Annotated in this window: 19 protein-coding genes, 1 tRNA gene and 3 pseudogenes; 8 read left to right on the top strand and 15 right to left on the bottom strand. The window is 42.5% G+C overall.

Annotated features, from left to right (window positions below; translation table 11 throughout):
- Window positions 1–528: a hypothetical protein gene (locus N0824_RS04160; RefSeq protein WP_108935822.1), complete on the bottom strand. Its 528-nt coding sequence runs from the start codon at window positions 526–528 to the stop codon at window positions 1–3.
- 88 nt (window positions 529–616) lie between these two features.
- On the opposite strand from N0824_RS04160, the gene N0824_RS04155 reads away from it, so the two are divergent.
- The 3 genes from N0824_RS04155 (at window position 617) to N0824_RS04145 (ending at window position 2,172) form a co-directional block, all read left to right on the top strand.
- On the top strand, window positions 617–1,423 hold the full coding sequence (locus N0824_RS04155) for a hypothetical protein (RefSeq protein WP_108935821.1): 807 nt from the start codon (window positions 617–619) through the stop codon (window positions 1,421–1,423).
- Between the two features lie 258 nt (window positions 1,424–1,681).
- Window positions 1,682–1,912, top strand: a complete 231-nt coding sequence (locus N0824_RS04150; protein ID WP_002733860.1) for a hypothetical protein — start codon at window positions 1,682–1,684, stop codon at window positions 1,910–1,912.
- On the top strand, window positions 1,909–2,172 hold the full coding sequence (locus N0824_RS04145) for a hypothetical protein (RefSeq protein WP_044034239.1): 264 nt from the start codon (window positions 1,909–1,911) through the stop codon (window positions 2,170–2,172). The genes N0824_RS04150 and N0824_RS04145 overlap by 4 nt, the downstream gene beginning before the upstream one ends.
- A 120-nt stretch (window positions 2,173–2,292) precedes the next feature.
- Here the strand turns inward: N0824_RS04145 and N0824_RS04140 are convergent, their stop codons facing one another.
- The 3 genes from N0824_RS04140 to N0824_RS04130 all read right to left on the bottom strand — a co-directional run bounded on the left by N0824_RS04140 (window position 2,293) and on the right by N0824_RS04130 (window position 4,486).
- Entirely contained in the window at window positions 2,293–3,717 is a 1,425-nt protein-coding gene (locus N0824_RS04140; protein ID WP_108935820.1) for an AAA-like domain-containing protein, read from the bottom strand.
- Between the two features lie 192 nt (window positions 3,718–3,909).
- Entirely contained in the window at window positions 3,910–4,257 is a 348-nt protein-coding gene (locus N0824_RS04135) for a YkgJ family cysteine cluster protein (RefSeq protein WP_108935819.1), read from the bottom strand.
- A 157-nt stretch (window positions 4,258–4,414) separates the two neighbouring features.
- Window positions 4,415–4,486: transfer RNA gene (locus tag N0824_RS04130), tRNA-Val, on the bottom strand.
- 81 nt (window positions 4,487–4,567) lie between these two features.
- On the opposite strand from N0824_RS04130, the gene N0824_RS04125 reads away from it, so the two are divergent.
- Window positions 4,568–5,104, top strand: a complete 537-nt coding sequence (locus tag N0824_RS04125; protein ID WP_108935818.1) for a metal-binding protein — start codon at window positions 4,568–4,570, stop codon at window positions 5,102–5,104.
- Window positions 5,105–5,123: 19 nt separating this feature from the next.
- Here N0824_RS04125 and N0824_RS04120 read toward each other — a convergent pair.
- The 6 genes and pseudogenes from N0824_RS04120 to pipX all read right to left on the bottom strand — a co-directional run.
- Window positions 5,124–5,399: pseudogene (locus N0824_RS04120) on the bottom strand (glucose-6-phosphate dehydrogenase); the annotation flags it as partial.
- Between the two features lie 148 nt (window positions 5,400–5,547).
- Window positions 5,548–6,240: pseudogene (locus N0824_RS04115) on the bottom strand (glucose-6-phosphate dehydrogenase); the annotation flags it as partial.
- A gap of 181 nt (window positions 6,241–6,421) precedes the next feature.
- Window positions 6,422–7,234 carry a pyrroline-5-carboxylate reductase gene (gene proC, locus N0824_RS04105; RefSeq protein WP_108935817.1) on the bottom strand — a complete coding sequence of 271 codons (813 nt, stop codon included), beginning with the start codon at window positions 7,232–7,234 and terminating at the stop codon, window positions 6,422–6,424.
- A gap of 120 nt (window positions 7,235–7,354) precedes the next feature.
- Complete coding sequence (locus N0824_RS04100; RefSeq protein WP_108935816.1) at window positions 7,355–7,927, bottom strand: cell division protein SepF; 573 nt, start codon at window positions 7,925–7,927, stop codon at window positions 7,355–7,357.
- A gap of 311 nt (window positions 7,928–8,238) precedes the next feature.
- The gene (locus tag N0824_RS04095) at window positions 8,239–8,898 is read right to left on the bottom strand and encodes a YggS family pyridoxal phosphate-dependent enzyme (RefSeq protein ID WP_108935815.1); all 660 of its coding nucleotides are present in this window, start codon (window positions 8,896–8,898) and stop codon (window positions 8,239–8,241) included.
- A 3-nt stretch (window positions 8,899–8,901) separates the two neighbouring features.
- The gene (gene pipX, locus N0824_RS04090) at window positions 8,902–9,174 is read right to left on the bottom strand and encodes a transcriptional coactivator PipX (RefSeq protein WP_108935814.1); all 273 of its coding nucleotides are present in this window, start codon (window positions 9,172–9,174) and stop codon (window positions 8,902–8,904) included.
- 508 nt (window positions 9,175–9,682) lie between these two features.
- Between pipX and N0824_RS04085 the strand changes: the two genes are divergently transcribed.
- Window positions 9,683–11,224 (top strand): NAD(P)H-quinone oxidoreductase subunit N, encoded by a 1,542-nt coding sequence (locus N0824_RS04085; RefSeq protein WP_108935813.1) that lies wholly within the window; start codon window positions 9,683–9,685, stop codon window positions 11,222–11,224.
- A gap of 149 nt (window positions 11,225–11,373) precedes the next feature.
- Here N0824_RS04085 and N0824_RS04080 read toward each other — a convergent pair whose 3' ends face one another.
- The 5 genes from N0824_RS04080 to ychF form a co-directional block, all read right to left on the bottom strand.
- Window positions 11,374–11,793 (bottom strand): putative toxin-antitoxin system toxin component, PIN family, encoded by a 420-nt coding sequence (locus N0824_RS04080; protein ID WP_108935812.1) that lies wholly within the window; start codon window positions 11,791–11,793, stop codon window positions 11,374–11,376.
- Window positions 11,786–12,034, bottom strand: a complete 249-nt coding sequence (locus N0824_RS04075; RefSeq protein WP_004157468.1) for a hypothetical protein — start codon at window positions 12,032–12,034, stop codon at window positions 11,786–11,788. The genes N0824_RS04080 and N0824_RS04075 overlap by 8 nt, the downstream gene beginning before the upstream one ends.
- 192 nt (window positions 12,035–12,226) lie before the next feature.
- A complete protein-coding gene (locus N0824_RS04070; protein ID WP_108935811.1) occupies window positions 12,227–12,895 on the bottom strand; it encodes a PEP-CTERM sorting domain-containing protein in 669 nt (222 codons plus the stop codon).
- Window positions 12,896–13,194: 299 nt separating this feature from the next.
- Window positions 13,195–15,228 carry an N-6 DNA methylase gene (locus tag N0824_RS04065; protein ID WP_108935810.1) on the bottom strand — a complete coding sequence of 678 codons (2,034 nt, stop codon included), beginning with the start codon at window positions 15,226–15,228 and terminating at the stop codon, window positions 13,195–13,197.
- A 364-nt stretch (window positions 15,229–15,592) separates the two neighbouring features.
- On the bottom strand, window positions 15,593–16,684 hold the full coding sequence (ychF, locus tag N0824_RS04060) for a redox-regulated ATPase YchF (RefSeq protein WP_002788451.1): 1,092 nt from the start codon (window positions 16,682–16,684) through the stop codon (window positions 15,593–15,595).
- Between the two features lie 380 nt (window positions 16,685–17,064).
- Between ychF and N0824_RS04055 the strand changes: the two genes are divergently transcribed.
- The 3 genes and pseudogenes from N0824_RS04055 (at window position 17,065) to N0824_RS04040 (ending at window position 22,802) form a co-directional block, all read left to right on the top strand.
- A complete protein-coding gene (locus tag N0824_RS04055; RefSeq protein WP_108935809.1) occupies window positions 17,065–19,098 on the top strand; it encodes an elongation factor G in 2,034 nt (677 codons plus the stop codon).
- Window positions 19,099–19,252: 154 nt separating this feature from the next.
- Window positions 19,253–19,468, top strand: a pseudogene (locus N0824_RS21200) (hypothetical protein); the annotation flags it as partial.
- A 271-nt stretch (window positions 19,469–19,739) separates the two neighbouring features.
- The gene (locus N0824_RS04040) at window positions 19,740–22,802 is read left to right on the top strand and encodes an FkbM family methyltransferase (RefSeq protein ID WP_108935806.1); all 3,063 of its coding nucleotides are present in this window, start codon (window positions 19,740–19,742) and stop codon (window positions 22,800–22,802) included.
- The last annotated feature ends 22 nt before the right edge of the window (window positions 22,803–22,824 follow it).

Here is a 22,824-nt window from a genome sequence, read left to right as displayed (position 1 = left end):
TTATTTTTTGGGCATAGTAAAGGCTTCTAATGTCATTTTTTGAGGCGAGTTAAAACTAATTTTATATAGTACATGAACCTTGTCCTTGATATTAAGTAGCTTCCGCAATTCTTCAGGTGTTAATACCCTATTTAAGTTGACTTTAGCCGACTGGGGAGGATTTTGTAACCTTAAAGCCGTGACAGGAACTCCAGGCCAAGTTTTAACATAACCTCGGATACGAGAAGGAAGAGGTTCACCCTCAATCCAGACATCTCCTTGAAATTCTATCGATTTAACTTGATTCAGAGGAACTGTTTCTGAATCACCCCCCGCCGACAGTCTCAAACTTGCCTGATTAAAAGCTGTTAACCGTCCCGTCAGAGGATTTCCCCGCTTGAGTACCACCGTCGCCTTATCTGGTACAGCCACCTCTAACGCCGTTTCCTGACTGCGGACAGAACCCTGAAGCCATTCTAACCGCCGATCGCTTGCTACTCCCAGCAACAGCAAAGAGAAAATACTCCCCCGCAAAATAGCTTTCATCATCCGATTAACCCCTCAATATCGAAATAAATAAGAGATGATAGAATTTTAACATCTCCTTTTTCACTCGAATCATCCTAAACAGTTTGTCATGACTGATACCGACAATTCCTCAGAATTTAATCCTCTCGGTAAACTAATTAGTGTATTGGTTTTATTAGCCGCTGCTCTTTACTTTACCGGCTGGATTTATCGCTGGGCATACTTTAGCTTTTTTCATCTCGAAGTTACGACTCTGAGTCTTCCTAACGAATCCTTTTATTTTGCCGCTTTTCAAACATTTTTTGGAGACCTTTGGGCAATTCCTAGAAAAATCCTATTTTTATTGGTGATTATAGGTGCTACTGTCATCACCTTTGCTGGGCAAAGATGGCTAATAAAATATCTGAAAAGATTACCGATTGCTTTGAGTAAATCTCAAGCTAAGATCGTTAATTTTTTATCATCCCTATTGAATGAATTTATTATCGTTATTTTTGTACTGATGGCTCTTTTTTGGCTGGCAACCTGGCAAGCAAAAGATGATGCTTGGAAAGATGCTGTTAATGAAACTTCTTCTTTACCGATTGTCACGATTGTTATGCCTCAAGATGCCAGTTTAGGACGAAAATTTAATAATCCCTTAGAAAGTCGTTCCACAAAAACTAACTTACCTAATTTTAGAATTATCGGCGATCTTCAATCCTACAAACGTTTATTAGATAACGAACTTAACGATATTAGTAACCCTGATAAACCGAGAATTTGGCGACTGTTGTTCAAAGGCAATGGTTATTCCTATATTTTCCCAGCGTTACCAAAAAAAGAAGCTAAATTAACCTTTCCCGTCGTGATAGTTTATGAAAGAGATAACGGTGTTCAATTGACAATTCTTAATTCTTCCATCTCCCAACCCTAGCATCTAAAACATAGAATGTAGGCTATGTTAGTCGAGTGCGTAACGCATCATAAACTAGATGGCATAGCGACTTTTTTCGGAAGTATTACAGTGAGCAAGCGTAATTTTTTTTGCGAGGATAATAAAGTGTAGGGTGCGTGTTTGCGGTTACAAATCCGGTCAAAAAACTAAAATTAACAATCCACGCACCGATTATATCATTTTTGGTTTGCGGTGGACGTTGTAGAATAGAGAAAACCTACTACGCTGATAGATACCATGCCCTCTCCTGCTATTACCACGATCATCAAGATGGTTGAGTCTCTGCCTGATGAGCTTCAAGAGCAGTTAGTAGAGTATGTTCGAGCTTATATTGCAGAAATTGAAGAAGAAAAACGATGGGATCAGTCGTTTAAACAGACGAAGAATAATCTAGTCGCAGCAGCACGGAAAGCCAAAGAAGATATTGCGGCAGGATTGTCCGCACCGATGGATTATGAGCAGCTATGAATTCCGCAACATTGCCTTCATTTTGGCAGAAGTATCGCGACTTGAAGCCAGCAGTCAAAGCCGGAGCCAGAAAAGCATATCGGTTATGGGTGGAGAATCCGTTTCATCCATCGTTACATTTTAAGTGTATTGACAGCGACGAAGATATTTGGTCAGTGCGTGTAACGAAGAGTCATCGAGCTTTGGGAGTGCTGTCAGGGGATACAGTGACCTGGTTTTGGATTGGCAATCATGATGAGTACGAAAAGTTTTATTCGTAAAACACAGGAACTACAAGCCTATCCCACCATAATGACATTGTTGATTTTCGTTGAGGATGTTGATGGTGATAACTTTAACAATCGTAGGCTGTGTTAGTCGAGCGCCTAACGGACGATAAACTAGATGGCATAGCGACTTTTTTCGGAAGTATCAAAGTGAGCAAGCGTAATTTTTTTGGCGAAGATAGAAGTTTTTCGAGGCAAAAAAACAGAACGTTGCCGGAAATATTCGCTAAAATATTGACGGTAGAGAGGACAACTGACTCGGCAAAACTTACCTTGTCGGTGAATTAGTCCGAGACTTTCTAGGTGAAAAGCGGCAATTAAATCAATTTCTATGTCTTTTTCTGCCATCACCACCTTAGCAAAGATAGCCGCTAAATTGCCCTTTAAGTATTGCAGATGCCAAAGTAAACGTTTAAGATGATCTGCAAAAATATTATTTTCCTCGTCGATAGAAGTAGCGAGAATGGTTTCTAGGGTACAATCACCCCGAGCAATATGATAACAAGCAAGACGAATTAAATAGGGATTACCCCCTAGAAATATCCGTAATTTTTCGGAGTTAAAATTCTGATCTAATCCCTGTCTTTGACTTAATTCTCGTACTTGTGCGCTGGTAAAATTAGGCAATTCGATCGGTAAACCAAGACTGAAAGGAGATTGATAGGTATCTGAGGTTTTATCAAGCTCCTGTGCAGGGGAATAGGCGACAATTAAACGTAATTTTTGCCAGAGAGGTTTGTTTTTGCCTTCCTCGTGCCAGAGGTGCAGAATACTAAAAAATTCTTCCCCTAGCTGTGGATAGGGTAAAAGATATTCAAGATCATCAAAGGCAAGCACTAAAGGGCGATCAAGATGGGAGAGAATATGCTTTTCTAGATAGATTTTACAGTTAATTTTACCCCCCAAGAAGTCATCCCAATCCTGTGGGAGATGATTGTCTAAATCTAACTGGTGACTAATACTAACACAAAGCCAAAGCAGCCAGTGATTTAAATCTTGAAAAATTGAGCTTTCTGCTAACCGAAAACTGAAATAAAGTGTATGGTATTGCTGTTGTTGTGCATAATTAATAATTCTGGCCATCAGGGAGGTTTTTCCCATTTTTCTGGGCGCATTAATCCGGATAAGACTCCCCCCGCGCAATATCTCTTGATAACAAGTCTGTTCTAGATTATTTCTGTTGATATAAAAGGGGGAATCGAGGGGGACTTGTCCCTCTGGTAACTCAGGCAATAGTTGAGGATTAATAGTGTTAGTTTCTGGTAAGTTAGGACGATAATAATCGCTATTTTCTAAAGTTAAATTAAAAGCTTGAAAACAATGTTTCAGGGTTTGTTTATCCACTCCCGATTCACAAGCAAATACCTTCATCAGAGTATCTACCCCTAAAAGAGTTTTCTCGCTGAGGACTTCTAGGGTGAAGCGATGACCGCAATTATCCCGATATTCCGCTTCTTGTTTAGCAGTAAGTAATTTTTCTAGTCCCGTGGTGGTAAGGATAACCCCGCGTCTGCGGCGCTGTTTTTCTGGTTTTTCCATGATAGTTTTTCCCTGTCCTGAACTCAAACTCTGCACCTCTACTAGAGGTTTTGAGTTTCCTATAGACTTCTCCTCAACAGGGAAACAATCAATTCCGTAATTTTACTGGTTTAGCCCTCGAGAAGGTAGGAAAAATAACCAGACCACTTATTTTCTTCCCCGTCCGAGTTATTTCTGGGATAGGGGTAAATCTTAGCCTACTTGCTGACGATAGTTATTCATTTCTAGGCTATCTTCCCCATAAAGATCCTCAATGTGTTCATGACAACAATCGATCGCAAATTGCTCAAATTCTCCCGGTTCAATTTGATACATTTTGGCAAAAATATCGGGTTGAACACGACAAAATTCTGGTCTCTGGTCATAAATGGTACAGAGACGGGTTTGGCGATCAAAGTTTATACACCAACCCTCTTCCCCCACCATGCTGAGGTATTGACTTAATTGTGCGGGAGTCAGATATTCTTCTAAGTCAGGACGCTCGTCGGGATTTAGTTGACAACAAGCTCCACAATTTTTAATACATTGCCAATTGGCCATATAACCGGTGTGCCGCGATGAATTAATCCTAGTACCTACTAACTAGCTTACTACCAAATAGTCCCAATTTTGCCTGCCAGCAGCAATTCCCCTCAATAGTTTTAATCTCAACCGGCGATCGAGAGTGAAAGCTTGACGAGGCAAGAATCTAATAAAATGGGCGTTGTAAGGGTCGAACTTACGGCATCCTGCTTGTAAGGCAGGCGCTCTACCACTGAGCTAAACGCCCGAATCAATTTCGCACTTTCTCAGCATAACACATATTTTCAAAAAAGTATATTATTTTTTTGAGCGAGTTAATTTTTTTCCGATGCCCTCTGGTCGAACTCACGATCGCATTACCCTAATTCTGTTGCTACCGATTGCGGGGGCGAGTTTTTTGGTCAGTGGCAGTGGTAACTTAACCTTGTTACTGTTGGCCAGTTATTTGTTTAGCGGATTTCTGTTTGGACCGGATCTTGACATCCACTCGGTACAGTACAAACGTTGGGGTTATCTGCGCTGGTTGTGGCTACCCTATCGTTCCATGATCCGTCATCGCGGTTGGTTATCCCACGGTTTATTGATCGGCACAATTTTTCGGTTATTTTATCTGGGTAGTTTTCTTTTACTAGCGGCGATCATCATCATTCCCCTCCTGCAAAGTTTCTGGGGTATAGACTGGGATTGGCGACTGTGGCCGCAGCAAGCGATCGCATTATGGCAACAGTATCCCCGGGTAGCGATCGCTATTTTCCTGGGTTTAGAATTAGGAGCGATGAGTCATAGTTGTAGTGATTGGATCGGATCTGCCTACAAACGTTCTCGAAAAGTGGCTCAAAAACCGGTAAAAAAGAAAAAACGTTAATAATCCCAGTCCACAATTTCTAATTAGCCTTACTTTGATATTCTTGCCAAGTTTTTGGACTGATAAAGAGAGTTCCTTTTTCTTGCTGGTCGGGGAACTGGATATAGTTTTTCTCTAGATAATCCTTGAGTTTTGGTGATTGCAGAAATTCCTTTTCAAATCGATAGAGGAAAACCAAATCTGGCTGTCTTTTTTCAATAACTTCTAGGATAAAATCTCCATCGAGATTCTGATTGAGAAATCTCTTTCTGGTGATGACAGCCGTTTCTGGGGGTGTTTTCAAGAAATATTTATAGCGTTTCCTAAGCTAGTGAGGTACACATATTTTTCTTCCCTTTTGACTTTTGCCTCTTGCCTTTTGCCTAAAACCCATAACTTTTGTACCTCAGCAGACTGAAAAACGCTATATATATGTAGTGATGATTATCGGTTAACAGAAGTTAATCGGAGTTTTTAAATTTTTCAAACACAGCTTCTGCTAAAAGAGGTTTATACTTTTTATTATATTGAACGTAGGCATTAATTCCAGGATCACGATTGGTGATCATTTTCAAGGTATTAAAGATAAACTCACCAGACAGGGACAGAAAAATCAGCATTTTGAGAACTAATTTCTGGGTTATTTTTCGATTTTGCCTAAATTCTCCGAGGCTATCAGTAATTTTTAACTGTTCGACAAACAAGGCAATTATCCAAACGGCGGGAATAATTAAGTGGATATAATAATGAGGCCAAATTGGGGCGACTGTAGCAAATCTGAACAGATTAGAATCTAACCAGACCAAGGGCGGTAAAAGTGGTATTATGTTGCGAGTAAAAACCATCGCTATAATAGCTATCGCTGTGACGATTATATAAATTGGTTCCTGCTGTAGGGCGCTTTGCAAGAGAGTCCATAAGGTGAGATTTTCTTCAACGAAACTAGCGGCAACACTGACATGAGATTTAATAATATTTTCGTAGGAAAAAGGAAAAATAGTCAGGGAACCCAAGACAAAGACTAAAACGACAGCGACTGACCAAATAACAATATCAATGATTCTTTTAATGAAACTATTCTGTTGATTGAGAAAAATAATTAAAGCTACAGTTGGGATAATAGTAATGCCCGAAAGTTTAATTTGCAGGGAAAAAACAAGGTTCTTCCGAACTTACACTGTAGAAAAGTCCCCAAGCTCCCTCTCTGTCCAGCAATGTTCTAAAGTTGATAAATATCAATCTAACAAAAACTCAAAGCCTTATTGTACAAGCTTTACAAGCATAAGTTGTTGATAGTTTTGCATGACAGGTTCGGTAGAGCCAAAAAGATAATAAAGATTACTTGTCGGAACTACGCCCTAAATCTTTAGATCTATGATAGGCCGCCACTACTGCCTCGATAATAGTCGATCGAAAAGAGCCTTTTTCCAATTGTCTCACCCCGGCAATCGTGGTTCCTCCGGGGCTAGTGACGCGATCCTTTAATTCTCCCGGATGTATGGCCGATTCTTTTAATAGGGTTGCCGTCCCCAAAACTGTTTCTAGGGCCAATTGAGACGCAATCGCTCGCGGTAATCCCGCCGCCACACCACCATCGCTTAAAGCTTCCACCATTAGGGCCACAAATGCCGGACCCGATCCCGATAATCCCGTTACTGCGTCCATCAAAGCTTCGGGAACTTCCACCACCGAACCGACCGCGGCAAAAATATCTCTGGCTACGGCCAGATGTTCCGGTTCCGCATGACGACCGGCTGCGATTGCCGTAACCCCTTGTCCCACCGTGGCCGGGGTATTGGGCATCGTCCGGATGACGGGGCGATCGGGAAAGCCCATTTCTAAGCGATTGAGGGTAACTCCCGCTAAAATCGAGATAATTAGGGGTTTTTCGGGTATTCCTAGCAAACTATTCACTACTTGCTCTAAAATTTGCGGTTTTACCGCTAAAATTAACACCTCGGTTGCTCTGGCGGCTTCCCGGTTATCCTCACTGACTTGTACTCCGTAGGTATTCACCCAAAAGTGGCGCCGTTGGGGTTGGGGTTCACTGACTAACACCGTTTCGGGACTATAAATATTTTTTTTTAATAAACGGCTGAGAATGGCCTCGGCCATCACTCCACCGCCAATAATTCCTAAACGAATAGACACAGTATTTTTTAAAGTAAAAAGTAAAAAGGGAGATTGAGAGGTCTTACCCAGAAAAAACGCATCCTCTCGATCAATCGATTTCTAGCTTCGACAAACCTGACGAGAGGACTATGGAAAGATTCATTGAGCTAATCGACTGCTTTCGGCTCCCCAAACAGCTGCGGGGGAAACGGTACGAGGCATTTTCGGGGTATCAGCGATATCGTGAATAGTTCCAGAAAGGGTGCTAACTTTAACGCAGCTGGGGGTAAACAGGAAAATACTCTCACCGATGCGTTCTTGATGACCATCAATTGCGTAAGTGCCACCAGCGACAAAATCCACGGCTCTTTGTGCTTCTTCGGGATCCATGACGTTGAGGTTTAAAACCACCGATTTGCGTTCTCTCAGGGTTTGGATAACTTGGGGCATTTCCTCGAAGGAATGAGGCTCGATCACGACCACTTCTGCATTATTGTTGTTAATACCTGGCATACCGATCACGTTGCTTCTGTTGAGTCCCATAGATGTGGCTGTATTGAGATTTAAAGGTTCGCGTTGACGACGATTGAGGGGGTCTTCTTCTTCGTTTTGATCCCTATCTTGCGGGGAGGGCTTTTCCCAGTTCATTTCTTCGTAGTCGGTTTCGTCTTCGTCTTCCGGTTGTTCGGAGATACCGACAAAATCTTTGAGTTTGGTAAAAATGTTGTTCACAGTCTAATGTCCTTCAAAAGATTTTTTTAGGTGGTCTTGGCTAGAGTCGGAGTGAGCAGGGGATTTTAACAATTTTCGCTCTAAATTGGTACAGGTGAACTATTTTGTTAAGGGTTCGTCATTTTAGTCGTCTGGAGGCAGCGGTTAGTTCCCTTTTTTCAGTTATCAGGGGATAGTTTTCAGGGGTTGGTAAGAAGTCAATTCCCCATTTTTAACCACCAGTTTCTAGACTAGACGCTGTAATTCTAAGATATATTGTCACCAATTATTAATTTTTCTAGAGGTTTTTTCTGTGAATTTACGGCGATGGTTCAGTAAACGCGATCGCCAAAGAGGCCAGTTCCCACCCGGATTAAAGTGGCTCCAGCCTTGACGGCCAGAGGATAATCGTTAGACATCCCCATGGATAGATGAGGCAGGCATAAACTAGAGCTATTCTCGATGATTTGGGCTAAATTGCTGGTTTTTTCAAAGGCGGCTAACTTTTCCCCGGCGGATAATCCCTGGGGCAGAATTGTCATCAAACCTTGAATTTTTAGCTGTTGACAGTTGACTAAAGCGGGAATATCTGCTAGTAATTCGTCTGTGTCCCAACCGAACTTATCGGGATCGGGGACAACTTTCACCTGTAGCAAAACTTGGGGATTAATCTCTAATTCCGCCGCTAGGCGATCGAGTCTTTGGGCTAATTTTAAACTATCGAGGGAATGGATTAAATCAAAAGATTCTAGGACTTTGCGGGCTTTATTTGCCTGTAGATGTCCAATAAAGTGCCAAGAAATATCTGGGAGGTCTTTTAATTCTTGCTGCTTCGAGATTGCTTCCTGTAGCTTACTTTCAGCAAAATCTCTCACTCCTGCTCGGTAAGCTTGACGGATATAATCGCTCGATACCTGTTTACTGACGGCAATCAGACGCGTGCGGGGGGGTAGGGTAAGACGGATTGACTCGATACGACTAGCGATCGTCATGAACTAGACTGAAAAGGTTTGTTGATAAGTTTGGTTGAGACTGTTAAATTCTTGCACATTACTGCCCCGTCGCAAATTCCGCAGCCGGTTTTCCACCAAAAGACGAGCATCGGAACGACTGATCGGAGCGAACGAGAGTTTTTTGGGACCCACCGTCACCAGAAAAAAAAGACGTTGGGCATAAAGAGTGGTAAATAATTCCTGATGTTCTTCTAATAGACACACTCTGTATAATAGACCGAAAGTAGGATGATTGAGATAGGTTTCGTTACTCATTCAAGCGATCGCTAAAGGAAAAGGATGGAGCGAACTAGAAAGTTTTTCAACAACAAAATCAAGCGGATGGCTCGAAAACAAGTGATTTTCTTGGTGTTTCCCCTAGCCTGATTTTACCAGAATCCTTCAATGACAACTAACGATGCCAGTCTATGTCATGATTTCCTGAGTTTTCACTTTTTCCCTGTTAACTTGGATACATCTCGGGGACAACTTGTCACCATCAGAAATTAGCTCTGCTGCAAAAATCAAAGATTTTCCCTTTGCAGAGGAGAATACGAGACAGGAAGATAAAAAAGACAAGAGACAACTATAATAACGGTAAAACCTAAGATTATCTCAAATTTATCTGGTTTTTTAGAAACTTTAACCCGATAGCGGCGATCGGTGAACTGAAAACTCACACCTGATCACCGATCACCGATAACTGATCACTGAATCGCTGATCAAATGCCCTAAGCTTGTATTAAGCCTTTTTTAACTTCAAATCTCTTTAACCTCAATCAATATGGATTTTTCTAGTCTTGTTGCCAGTCAGCTAAACGCCGGCGTTATCTGGCCCGAAGGAATCCTGATTATCACTCTGATGGTGATTTTAATCGGCGATTTAATCGTGGGACGGAGTGCCAGAAGTTGGCTGCCCTACCTTGCGATCGCTGGTCTGCTCGCTGCTGTGGTTGCTCTCTATTTTGCTTGGGACAATCCGAAACCATTGGCCTTTTTAGGGGCTTTTGAGGGGGATAATCTCAGTATCGTCTTTAGGGCGATTATTGCTCTTTCTACCGCCTCCACAGTGCTGATGTCTATCCGTTATGTGGAACAAGCGGGAACCTCCCTGGCGGAATTTTTAGCCATTATGCTCACCGCGACTATCGGGGGAATGTTCCTATCCGGTGCTAGTGAATTGGTGATGATCTTCATCTCCCTAGAAATGCTCAGTATTTCCTCCTATCTAATGACCGGTTACATGAAGCGGGATCCTCGATCGAACGAGGCCGCTTTAAAATACCTGTTAATTGGAGCTTCTAGCTCGGCGATTTTCCTCTATGGTGTTTCCCTTCTCTATGGTTTATCCGGAGGTGAAACCAGTTTAAGTGCCATTGCCCAAAAATTAACCGCTGTTAACGGTGGTCAGTCCCTGGCCTTAGCGATCGCATTAGTGTTTGTGATTGCCGGTATCGCCTTCAAAATTTCGGCGGTTCCCTTTCACCAGTGGACTCCTGATGTGTACGAAGGTTCACCCACTCCCGTGGTGGCTTTCCTCTCGGTGGGTTCCAAAGCGGCTGGTTTTGCCCTAGCAATTCGCCTATTAGTGACGGTTTTCGGTCTAGTAAGCGAACAATGGCGGTTTATCTTTATCGCCCTAGCAATTTTGAGCATGATCCTCGGCAACGTGGTCGCCTTGGCCCAAACTAGCATGAAACGGATGTTAGCCTATTCCTCGATCGGTCAGGCGGGTTTTGTCATGATTGGTTTAACCGCCGGTACTGACGCGGGTTACTCTAGCATGATTTTCTATCTGTTAATTTACCTGTTCATGAACCTAGGGGCTTTTGCCTGTGTGATTCTCTTTGCTCTCAGAACTGGAACCGATCAGATCGCTGAGTATTCGGGACTCTACCAGAAAGATCCGCTCCTAACCCTCTGTTTAAGCATCTGTCTGCTCTCTTTGGGGGGAATTCCGCCTCTAGCGGGCTTCTTTGGTAAGATTTATCTATTCTGGGCCGGTTGGCAAGCGGGACTTTATGCCCTCGTCCTCGTTGGTTTAGTCACCAGTGTGGCCTCGATTTACTACTATATCCGCGTGGTCAAAATGATGGTGGTCAAGGAACCCCAAGAGATGTCCGATGCGGTGAAAAATTACCCCGTTATCAATTGGACTCTTACTGGGATGCGTCCCCTACAGGTGGGCATTATCCTCTCCCTAGTGGCGACTTCCCTGGCCGGTATCCTCTCCAATCCTCTCTTTACCCTAGCGACGGATTCCGTCACCACTACCCCCATCCTACAATCGGCGGCCCTGGCGACGCACATTTCCCAGGCAAATTGAGAATCCCTGTTGATTTATCCCAAGTATCCTAGTCCTGTCTTAAGGTTGGGATAAATCAACCACCTTATACCAAATCCGTTTTTAATAGTGTGATTAACTCTCAAGTTATGAATTGTTTCTCCCCACACCCCACTTCCCTATAAACCCCATCAGCTGACGGAATAAGTCTCCAAAAATTCTAATACAGTGATGATTTTAATGTTTCTAAATGGGTTCAAGACTAACAAATCTTCATCCCCTGTAATAAGAGATTCCGCATGACCACTAATTGCTAACTCTAGATATTTATTATCTTTGGCATCTCGACAATCATTGACAGATTCTGACGGTTTCACTAATAAAGATGCTGCCACTAATGTTTCTAGTAGCTCTTGGCGAATTAACCTAGCCAAATAGCGGTCAAATTTAGGACGAGATAAAACGTTGCCAAGTTCATCAATAACCGTCTCAGATAAGATAATTATGCCCTGATTCTTGGCAGTTTCTAAAGCCAAACGAGGTGAACTGGTTTTAAATAAAAAAGCACTAACAATCACATTAGCATCAAAAACAAATCGTGGTTTATTCATCTTGTTCTAAAATAGAGGCTAAAATATCTGGAGTTAATCCGTTAGCTTCTGCTTCATCACTAGCTTGATCCATAATTGTTGATAATCTTGCCGCTGCTTTTTGACGATATTTTTCTAATTCTAATTGAATAGTTTCAGTTAATTTGTTTTCTATGTTCGCTCGGTCATTGGGTTTAATTTTAGCGTAATATCTAGCAATTTCTAAAGGAACTTGAATAGTGATTTCTGTCTTGCTATTCATGGTAATTGATGGTTTTTTTACTTTTAACAGACCTCTATTGTAGCACAAAATCACCATACTCATTGAATTTGACCCTATTGATTTAAAAGTTGGCATTCGATCAAAAAAATCAATAAATAGAAACATGGACTAAAAATAAACCCACCTCAACTGGCTAATTGAAGGGGCATTTATTGTATTTTTAGAAGCAATTTAGCCAACTTTTGTGGTTTCTTTTTCGGCTGATTTGGATGGCTTTAGTTTGCTTTTGAGGGTTGAACCTACTCCCAGAGTACCGAGAACTCCAAGACCAAAGAGGGAGGCGGGTTCAGGTACTTGTTGTGCTGTTTGTGCTGTCCCAAAAGTTACGGGTAAAGATACTGAAGCTACAACCCTGGTGAAACCAGGTGAAGCGATTGAACCTTCAAGATTCGCAAGCTGAAAAGTCGAGGAATCAAGGAAAGTACCGATTTCATACTGCCTGTTGCCGAACGGATTTCCTGAGTTCAGAAACCTTACTGTGGCCGCGCTAAAACCAGAAGCGTTTGTATTAAAAGTTAACGTTGAAGATGTGGCATTAACCAAAAATTGCCCTGTTCCGGAAATATTAGAAGTGTCCGCAGCATCTAAAGTAAAAGGAGTACCATTAACTATCAAGGTAAGGTTAACGTTGGTAAAGGGATTGGGAGTACCAGTTGAATCGATAGTATAGCTACCTATTGGCACATCTACGGTTCCCACCAAAGAAGCGTTATTACCTGATTGACTCCAACTGCGGTTAACGGTATAGGTAATAGCCTTTGCTGCCACAGGAGTGAGCATAGCAGCGAGAGAAGTTGCGCCAGCTAAAGCTAGGGTGGGAATTAATCGGTTTTTAATCATCTTGATTGAGCAAACGGGTGAATAGAGGCAACTATCGTCTTGCTCGCAGCTTGGTCAAGCAACAGCCTAACCCAAGACCACAGGCAGACGGAAGAAATAATACACATTTACCCCCCCACAAATGTAGCAAAAGCTACAATTTAATAATTCTTTATATTCTTCTCCCCGACTAGCGACTGATACTAAATCCGTTGAGTATAGGCTACATATCAGGACAGGCAAAAGGGGGAATAGATAATCAGTTTTTAATAACCGGATTTAGTATTAAGACTTTTTCTAAGCTTAACCTGCTTTTTGCCTTACTCAAATTGGCCAAGTAAAAGACTCATTTCCTTAACCACATTCTCACTTGCTTTTAACGCTTCTTTTCTAATTGCTTGAATTTCGGTCATACTTTTTGCTATTCTCTGCTGTTCAGATTGGGGTGGAATAGGCACTAAAACTTTAGACAAATCATCTACTAAAATAGTAGGAATGGCATGACCTGTCATGTACCTTTTAATCTGACGCAAAAAAAAGTCTGTTCGCATATATACTAATAAAAACAAAGGCTCGACTCCCTGAATATTTCTTAATACTGAAAATCCATTTGAGCAAATTGCTCCGTCTTCATCTTCCGTGATTAGGGCTGTTGCTTGGCGTGGTGTTCCCGTGCTTGCTCCTGAAATTGCTGTAATAATATCGCCTTTGTACAATCTATAAGTTGCGCGAGATGGGGCCTCGTGTGCCTTAATTATTTGTTGAGAAACAACTTGCATTGTACGATAATCAACATCGGAAATAGCTATATATCTAATTTCACTATCCCTAGCTAAACGAAAATCAGCCGCCTCTCTCAAAATATCGGCAATTTCACCTAAAGGTTTCGCTCCAATAGATTTTAGATGTTCTAATAATTTTTGGTCATTGGGTAAATAATGTTCGGCATCCAGTCTCGAATTGAGCAGGGTATTCTTAACTGTATAAATACAATCGCTGTTTTGTGCAAATTCGCCATTGATAAATGACCTAAAAGAGTGAGAAATATCATCTATATCATCGTCAACTATTGGCAAACCTGATTTTTTTCGGGCTATAACTCCCGACTCGTTGCGCTTATATATTGTTTGTCCTTTAACGTCATAGCCTATTTTTTTGATTTGTGCCATAAAACAAGAATCATTGTCTGCTGGTAATTTTTGAACTACTAAAAGTGATGTCTTGATTCCTGTGCCGTAGGGTACAAAGGCTTCCGGCGGTATGGAAACAACACCTAATATTTTTGTTTGGGAGCGCAACCAATACCGAATCGGTCCATTAGAGATATTTTGTAATAAACCATCGGGCAGAATAATCGCCATGCGTCCACCTGCCCGCAATAATTTTATAGATTTCTCAATAAATAAAATATCGGGCGACTGACCCGCTAAAACGGTTGGGGAAACTTCCCAACCATTGGACGCTGATTTATGCCATTTCCGGGCAAGAATATATGATTGAAGAATTTTCTGGTCTTCTACTTTGCCTTTATTTCCGAAAGGAGGATTTGTCAAGATAACATCAAAAGAATTATTTAATTTTTCATCTTCGATAAGCGCATTAGTGCAGATAATTTCTGAACCTGTGCCACCTTCAAAAACTAAACGAATCATTCCCGAAAGGGCGACATCAGGATTAAATTCAATTCCTGTAATACTTTCTTGCACAAAACTTGCTATATTAAACTCTGGATTATTTTGTCGAACATGGTTGATTGCTTGAATTAAAAAACCACCACTTCCGCAAGCAGGATCTATAATTTTTTCGTTTGGTTTGGGGTCTATCATTTCAACCGCAAGGCGGACAATTGGGTGAGGGGTAAAAAATTCTCCCCTATCTCCACGCTGGTGTCTATTTACAAAAGTCTGAAAGGCTTCCCCTTTTATATCGCCAGATGTTTTAGTTAAATTAATGTACTGTAACCTGCCTACAATATAAGCAAGAGTCAAAGGTTTTAACTTGAATGTGTCATCGGTGAAAAATCCCCGATAATGATTCTTGATTGAGGTAAATAATTGACTGAGACGCGACATAAATTCATCGGACTTATTTGCTACGATGGCTTTATATTCACTTGCTGTAACGCCAAAATTTACAGATTGCTTGGCAGATTTTTCGTCATGAAGTTTGATGATGATTAGTTTAACCATCTCGTGAAAAATCTTGTCTTTGAGCATTCCTTCGTTGGCGTAAATATAATTATGGCACTCTTCAAAAACTGCGGAAAGATTGTTAGAAGGTCTTAATTCCTGAATTTGGGGGAGTTTTTCAGGTAACAGGCTGTCTTGGGAAAATAACAATCCTTGCTCTTTCATTTACTGCGCTTGATTTGACCGTTTTCCGTTGCGGGTTGTTGAATAGATAGAATATTTTTAGCCTTGACTCCTGGCAAACCAGTCTTTTAGTGGACAGAGATAATCGCTATCTTGATTAAACAAGAACTTGCCACTATACCTGATTATAGAATATAAATTAGAGGATGTCAAGAGATAAAAAATTCAGTTTAATGTTAACCAAAGTGAGTAAAAAAAGCTGAGAGATTGTTTAGGGCAGAAATCTTGAGGGATTATATCAAAACATTGAGGAAGACTGAATAAATTCAGTCATGCTCTCCTGTTATTTTGGTAAAATTGTTTAGCCTTTTGATCAGGTGGAAGCGCTCACCTGATTTATTTTTAGCTAAACATTAAAACGGAATAGTAAAACATCACCCTCTTGAACAATGTATTCCTTGCCTTCACTTCTGACTAAACCTTTTTCTTTGGCTGCGCTCATCGTGCCACTATTAACTAAATCCTGATAAGACACGGTTTCTGCACGAATAAAACCCCGTTCAAAATCCGAGTGAATAACTCCGGCTGCTTGGGGTGCTTTCATCCCAGAAATAATCGTCCATGCGCGGGTTTCTTGGGGACCGGTGGTGAGATAGGTACGCAGTCCTAATAACTCGTAGGTAGCTTTAATTAAAGATTTTAATCCCCCTTCTTCTACTCCTAAAGAACCGAGAAAATCTTTTCTTTCTTCCTCCGACAATTCCACTAATTCCGATTCTACTTGAGCAGAAACGATCACAACTTTGGCCTGTTCCTGTTGGGCAATTTGACGGACACTTTCTACCCAATCATTACCCGTGGCCAGATCATCTTCGCTCACATTAGCGGCATAAATAATCGGTTTACGACTCAATAAACCAAGATTTTTAATTAATTCTTCTTCCTCTTTGCTTAAATCCACTTTTCGCGCCGAAATACCGTCATTAAGACAAATTAGGATTTTTTCAAGGATAGCCAATTCTTCGGCGGCTTCCTTGCTGTTTTTCGCCTGTTTGCGTAAACGTTCCACCCGCTTCTCCACCTGTCCCAAATCCGCTAGAGCTAACTCTAGATTAATCACCTCGATATCCCGGGCCGGATCCACGGAACCGGAAACATGAATAATATCATCATTATCAAAACAGCGCACCACATGAACGATCGCGTCCACTTCCCGGATATTAGCCAAAAATTGATTACCCAATCCTTCCCCGCGACTCGCACCCTTAACTAATCCGGCAATATCGACAAATTCAATCCGCGTCGGCACGATTTTCTCAGAATTAGAGATTTTAGCCAAAACCTCCAGACGTTCATCGGGGACGGATACCACACCCACATTCGGTTCAATGGTACAAAAGGGGAAATTAGCGGCCTCCGCCTTAGCATTAGCCACCAGAGCGTTAAATAGGGTGGATTTTCCCACATTTGGCAGTCCCACGATTCCAGCTTTCAACATAAAAATTGCTTGATAAACATCATCCCGACCTCTCACTATATCAGGCTGCATCTCGTTTTTGTAAATCCAGTTGATGAGAAAGACTCTCGATAGTCAACAGCTTAGTTAACATTTATTCAAGTTCCTTAACTAAAAGTAGGCGAGATTTTACAAGAGATTGCGAGAATGGGATGTAATGCTTGAGACTGAGTTAGGGTGAAGAGTAGGAAAGAATACACCTGTAGCACTGGGCAAAATTATGGCAAGACAGGCCTTTCGCTTCTAACTACGTCCTGAGAGTAATTTTCAGTGCTATGACAGTATATTTCCCAAGGGCGATCGAGTGTAAATATCGTCCAATCGCCGCAACTAATCACTAAATCATTGTTGGGGGTATCTGTATGAATCAAAGTATCGGAGCAAACACCCGTAATGTGGCCCTTGTCGGCCCCTACTCCAGTGGAAAAACCTCCTTACTGGAAAGTTTACTTTTCGTCACAGGAGCGATCACCAGAAAAGGCAAAATCAGCGATCGCAATACCGTTGGTGATAGTTCCACGCAAGCGCGGGATCGACAGATGAGTGTAGAAGTTTCCGTTGCCCACAGTCAATACCAAGACCTAAATTTTACCTTTCTCGATTGCCCCGGTTCGATCGAATTTGCCAGTGAAACCTATAATGCCCTCGTCGGGGCCGGTGCTGCTATTATCGTTTGTGAACCGGTGGTCGATCGAGTTCTCACCCTGGCTCCCTTGCTAAAATTCCTCGATGATTGGGAAATTCCGCATCTAATCTTCATCAACAAGATGGATCGCTGTAATAGTCACTTTAACGAAGTCCTACAAGCTCTCAAATCCGTTTCTAGTCGTCCCCTCGTTCCCCAGCAATATCCCATCCGTCAGAACAACGAAATTATCGGATTCATCGATTTAATCAACGAACAGGCTTATCATTACCATGCTAACAGTCCCGCCGATCCTGTACCTTTACCCGATCACCTCAAGGAAGAAGAACAGATCGCTCGACAAGAAATGCTGGAAACGATCGCCGAATTTGATGATCATCTTTTAGAAGAACTCCTCGAAGATATTAACCCCTCCCGGGAAGAAATTCTCCAAGACTTAAAACAAGAACTGGGAGCCGATCAGATAGTACCTGTGTTCTTCGGTATGGCGGAACGGGACTATGGTGTGCGTCATCTCCTCACCGCTTTAGTGGAAGAAGCACCGGCCCCGACAATTACCGCCAACCGTCGCGGTCTCGATCCCAGTGCCGATGGAGATGCAGTGGTACAAATCCTCAAAACCTATTTTACTCCCCAGGGCGGTCGCCTCTCCCTAGGGCGAATCTGGCAGGGAACCCTTAACGATGGCATGGCCTTGAACGGTGTGCGGATTGGTGGTATCTATCGTCTCATGGGACAACAACAACAACCCCTACAGCAGGCCCAAGCGGGGGAAATTATCGCTCTCGGTCGTTTGGAGGGAATCGCCACCGGAGACGTGGTTAGCAGCGGCAGTCAAAAACCCGACCTTCCCAAAGGATTACAGCTTAAACCCGTCTTTGCTCTCGCTATTGCCGCCGTAAATCGCAAGGATGAAGTTAAATTAAGTTCAGCTTTGACGAAACTGATCGAAGAAGATCCTTCCCTCTACTGGGAACAACACGGTGATACTAAAGAAGTGATTCTCTGGGGACAGGGAGAAATTCATCTACAAGTGGCCCTCGATCGCCTAGCGCGCAAGTATAATCTACCGATGACCACCCATTTACCCCAAGTTCCCTACAAGGAAACGATCAAGGCCAGCACCAAATCCCACGGACGTTATAAACACCAAACCGGCGGCCACGGTGCTTTTGGTGATGTGTACCTCGATATTAAACCCCTGGCCCGGGGGGAAGGTTTCCAATTCCATGAAACCATCGTCGGTGGTGTTGTCCCCAAACAGTATATCCCCGGGGTGGAAACGGGAGTGCGGGAATATCTCGGTCATGGTCCGTTGGGTTTCCCCGTGGTGGATATTGATGTTACTCTCACCGATGGTTCCTATCATAGTGTCGATAGTTCCGAACAAGCTTTTAAACAAGCGGCCCGTCTAGCGATGACGGAGGGATTGCCTAAATGTCATCCGGTCTTATTAGAACCCATTCTATCGGTGACGGTTCTCGCTCCCTCAGAATACACTGCCAAGGTTTTACAGTTAATCAGTGGTAAACGCGGTCAAATTCAGGGTTTTGAAGCTTCTGAGGAGTGGAAAGGTTGGGATCAGATAACAACCTATCTCCCCCAAGCGGAAATGCACGATTTTATCGTTGAATTGCGTTCTTTGACTATGGGGGTCGGTTTCTTCCGGTGGGATGAGGATCACCTGCAAGAAGTGCCGGATAAACTGCGCGATGCGGTTTTAGCCATGCAGGGTAATGGTAACAAGTAAAGTCTTCTTGGCTGTCACTAAAGTATAGGGATAAATTACCAAGAGATGGGCTTTTATTGGCTCATCTCTCCCTTTTCTGGCAAAAAATGACAGAAGGGTTCCATAAGATTAGCCTAGTGCTATACTGCCCCAAATTAGTCTCGGAATTCTCAAACTAGGGGGATTAGAATCTTCCGGGGAAGGGATGAATCAATGGACGATAATCCAGGGGGTGGAAATGGGCAGACCCAGCAGTTTACAATTAAAGTTTCAGAAAAACAACCGGGCAATTACGGAAGTTTCTGTGGGTGGTGCATCAGTTCTAGTCTGCCAAGGCAAGATGATAATTCCCGATGGGGAAACAAAAAGCGATATAAAAAGGTCATTGTGAGAGTGGTGGCCGAAGTTGGTAAAAAGGAGATGAACAATGTTAGAACATTAAGACCTGCAAGGATCAATCTCGGTTTTGTGGGATGGATGACAATAAATTTGACAGGGTATATCGAAAAATATAAAATTTCTAGAGGGATAACCAAGGAAAAATACGGCAGTTATCTTAATGGCGAGGCAGTAAGCAAAACGAGGTTATGCTTGGTTTTTCTGAGAAAATCTGTCAGCAGCCATGGAATATCTATAGTTAGAGCCTATTAAAATTAATCATTATGTTCACCTCTTATCAGGAACTACAAAAAGAACTTAGTTTGTCCTTACAAGACTTAAATAGTTTTGCCGACAAATTCCAAGAAAGTTATGATATCATCGTCTCACCCAACGAGGTTAACGAGCGGCACGGGGTGGGCGTTCTTTTAAAGAGAAATTTTCCCGATACTAGCCGGATAGTTTCCCTACGAACCACTAATCTCTACGAAGGAGATCAAGATTTTGGTGTTCAGAATTTTTGCCTAGATGTGCGCGGGTGTTCCTATGGGGAAATTTTAGTAAAAATTCAAAGTTTATTGGTTTATTTAAAACCGAAAAGAGTTTTAGTAATCCCATATTTTACCGAAGATTTTTATGTAGGGGCGGCAATTAAATCTCTCTTTCAGGTCCCCGTTTGTACCTACCTGATGGATGATCAGAACGTCTATGTTAATGCCGTCGAAGATGAAGCAGTTCAGAAATTACTCGATAGCAGCGATCTAATTTTAGGCATTTCTCTGCCCTTGTGCCAAGTCTATGAAAAAAAATACAGGCAGAAAATCTGGTTTATCCCTCCCGTGGTCGAAAGCTATCTGTTTCCCCCTGAAATTGTCATGCCTGATCTGATGGGGCGAGGCATTTTAATTGGTAATATTTGGTCTCAGAATTGGTTAGAAAAACTACGTCAGTTATGTCGGGAATCCCAAATAAAAATTGATTGGTATGGTAATCCCAATCGTCAATGGCTGCAATTCCAAGAGGAAGAATTGGCGCAGGATGGAATTTTCTTTCAAGGCTACTGTCCCCAGGCTGACCTAATTAACCGCCTACGTCAAGCTCCTTTCGCCCTTGTTCCCACTGGCAGTTCCGCAGAAGAACAGGATCGGCCGGAAATAGCCTATTTGAGCTTACCTTCCCGCATCCCTTTTATGGTCGCTGCTGCTAACACCCCCATTCTGGTGGTCGGACAGAAAGATAGTGCCGCCGCTAAATTTGTGCAAGATTTTGACCTCGGTTCTGTCTGTGATTACGCATCCGCAAGTTTTTTAACAGAAATTGCCAAACTCCGTACCCATAGCTATCAGCTAAAACTTCGTCAGGCTAGTCGTCAATTAGCCACCAGTTTAAAAGCTGACCATTTTGACGATTGGCTCTGGCGATCACTAGAACAGGGACAACCCATCGATAATCGCTTTGCCACCTTCCAGAACCACTGCGTCTGTGGCAGTGTTGTCATTACTGCCTGTGAAGTCAATCAGCAGCACGGCACTGGGCCATTAGTAAAAAGAATCTTTCCTGATAATCGTCAAGTTATTTCCATACGCTCCGCTAATCACTACGGTGGGGAACAGAATTTTGGGGCGTTCAGTCTGGTGCTTGATCACCGGGAACTATCGCGACCGGAAATCTTTCAATCTGTACTCAAAACTCTCGCACACAACCAGATTGAGAGCGTTTTTTGTGTCCCTTACTACGCCAGCAACTTGCTAACAGCGATCGCTATTAAGGAATTATTTAACGTTCCCCTTGCCACCTACATCATGGACGATCAGAATATCTGCGTTCAGGAGATTCCCGATGCTTTGATGAAAGAGTTTTTAAGCAAATGTTCCGTTCGTTTTGCCACCCATCCCGAACTCCGCGACGCTTACGAGAATAAGTACGGCTACAAATTTTGGCTCCTACCGGCGATCGTTCCCCACCGTCTAATTAGTAGTGAAGTTGCCGAAGTTTCTCCCCAACGCTGTCAAGAAAAATGGGGAGCTTTATTAGGGAGCATTTGGAGTCCCCAATGGTTCCAATCTCTTTTAGAGAGTATTCAAGGGGCAGGAATTAAACTAGATTGGTATGGCAATTCTAACTATTATTGGCTCAAAGAATCTGCCGCAGAATTAGAAAAATGGGGACTTTATAGCCAAGGACTTTATCCCGAAGAACAACTAGGACAACAACTACAAGCATATCCCTTTGTTATTGTTCCCACGGGGACCATGGACGAAAGAGATGATCGGACACAATTGTCTCGCCTTAGTTTACCCGGCCGGATTATTTTTAACCTCGCCACCGCTAACACCCCAATAATTCTTTTAGGCAGTAATAAAACCTCAGCCGCTAACTTTATTAATCGCTTTCAAATCGGTGTGGTTTGTGATTATACATCTGAAAGTTTGGCGGCAGCCGTGGACTACGTTCTTGACCCAGAAAATCAGCAGAGAATGCGAGAAAATGCCGTTAAGGTAGCGGCAAAATTCTCGGATCAAGGGATCAATCAATGGGTGCGGCAATCGATCGAACAAGAACAAGCGGCCGATGACAGATTTGAAGCGATTTTACCTCGATCGCCGATCGATTTAGTTCACTTTATTGAACCCCCCGTTCCCGCAATTATTTATAAAGATTATGCTCAAGTCTATCAAGTGATGCGACGTTTACGAGGGCAAAAATATCAGCCAGATTTTGTGGTTGATGTGGGAGCTTCCCACGGTATTTGGTCTCATACCGCTAGTCAATTATTCCCAGAAGCTCGCTTTATACTCATCGATCCGCTAATCTCAAAATACGAGCAATCGGCCAGAAATTACTATATCTGTAATATTCCTCAAGCGGAATTACTAGAAATTGCCATCTCTAATCAAGCTGGTCAGTTAAGTTTTCAGGTTTCCCCCGATTTATACGGAAGTTCCTTGCTCACTCCCGCCGATTTTAGAAACTATGAAACGATTACAGTGGAAGTAAAAACCCTCGATCAGGTGGCGACAGATGAGCAAATTTCTGGCAGAGGAATATTAAAATTAGACGTGCAATGTGCCGAGCATATCGTCTTAGAAGGAGCCAAAGAATTTATCGCTCAGGTGGATTTAGTCGTTGCTGAACTCTCCTTTATTCGCTATGATCAGAACGCTCTCGTCTTCAATGAAATGCTTAATCTTTTGGATCAGCTTGGTTTCCGTTATTATGACGAAACCGGCGAATGGAGATCTCCCATTGATGGCACACTCCTCCAAAAGGAAGTGGTTTTTATTCGTCAGGATTTGTTAGTTCCCGAAACTAGCCGCAAAATTGAAAATTCTCCCAGTCAAGCTTAAGACAATTTACCTAATCACTAGC

Origin of the sequence: Microcystis sp. 0824, from assembly GCF_003112475.1 — a bacterium.
GTDB lineage: Bacteria > Cyanobacteriota > Cyanobacteriia > Cyanobacteriales > Microcystaceae > Microcystis > Microcystis aeruginosa_C.
The sequence above is the reverse complement of the archived record's forward strand: the minus strand, read 5'-3'. Positions and strand labels throughout refer to the sequence as shown.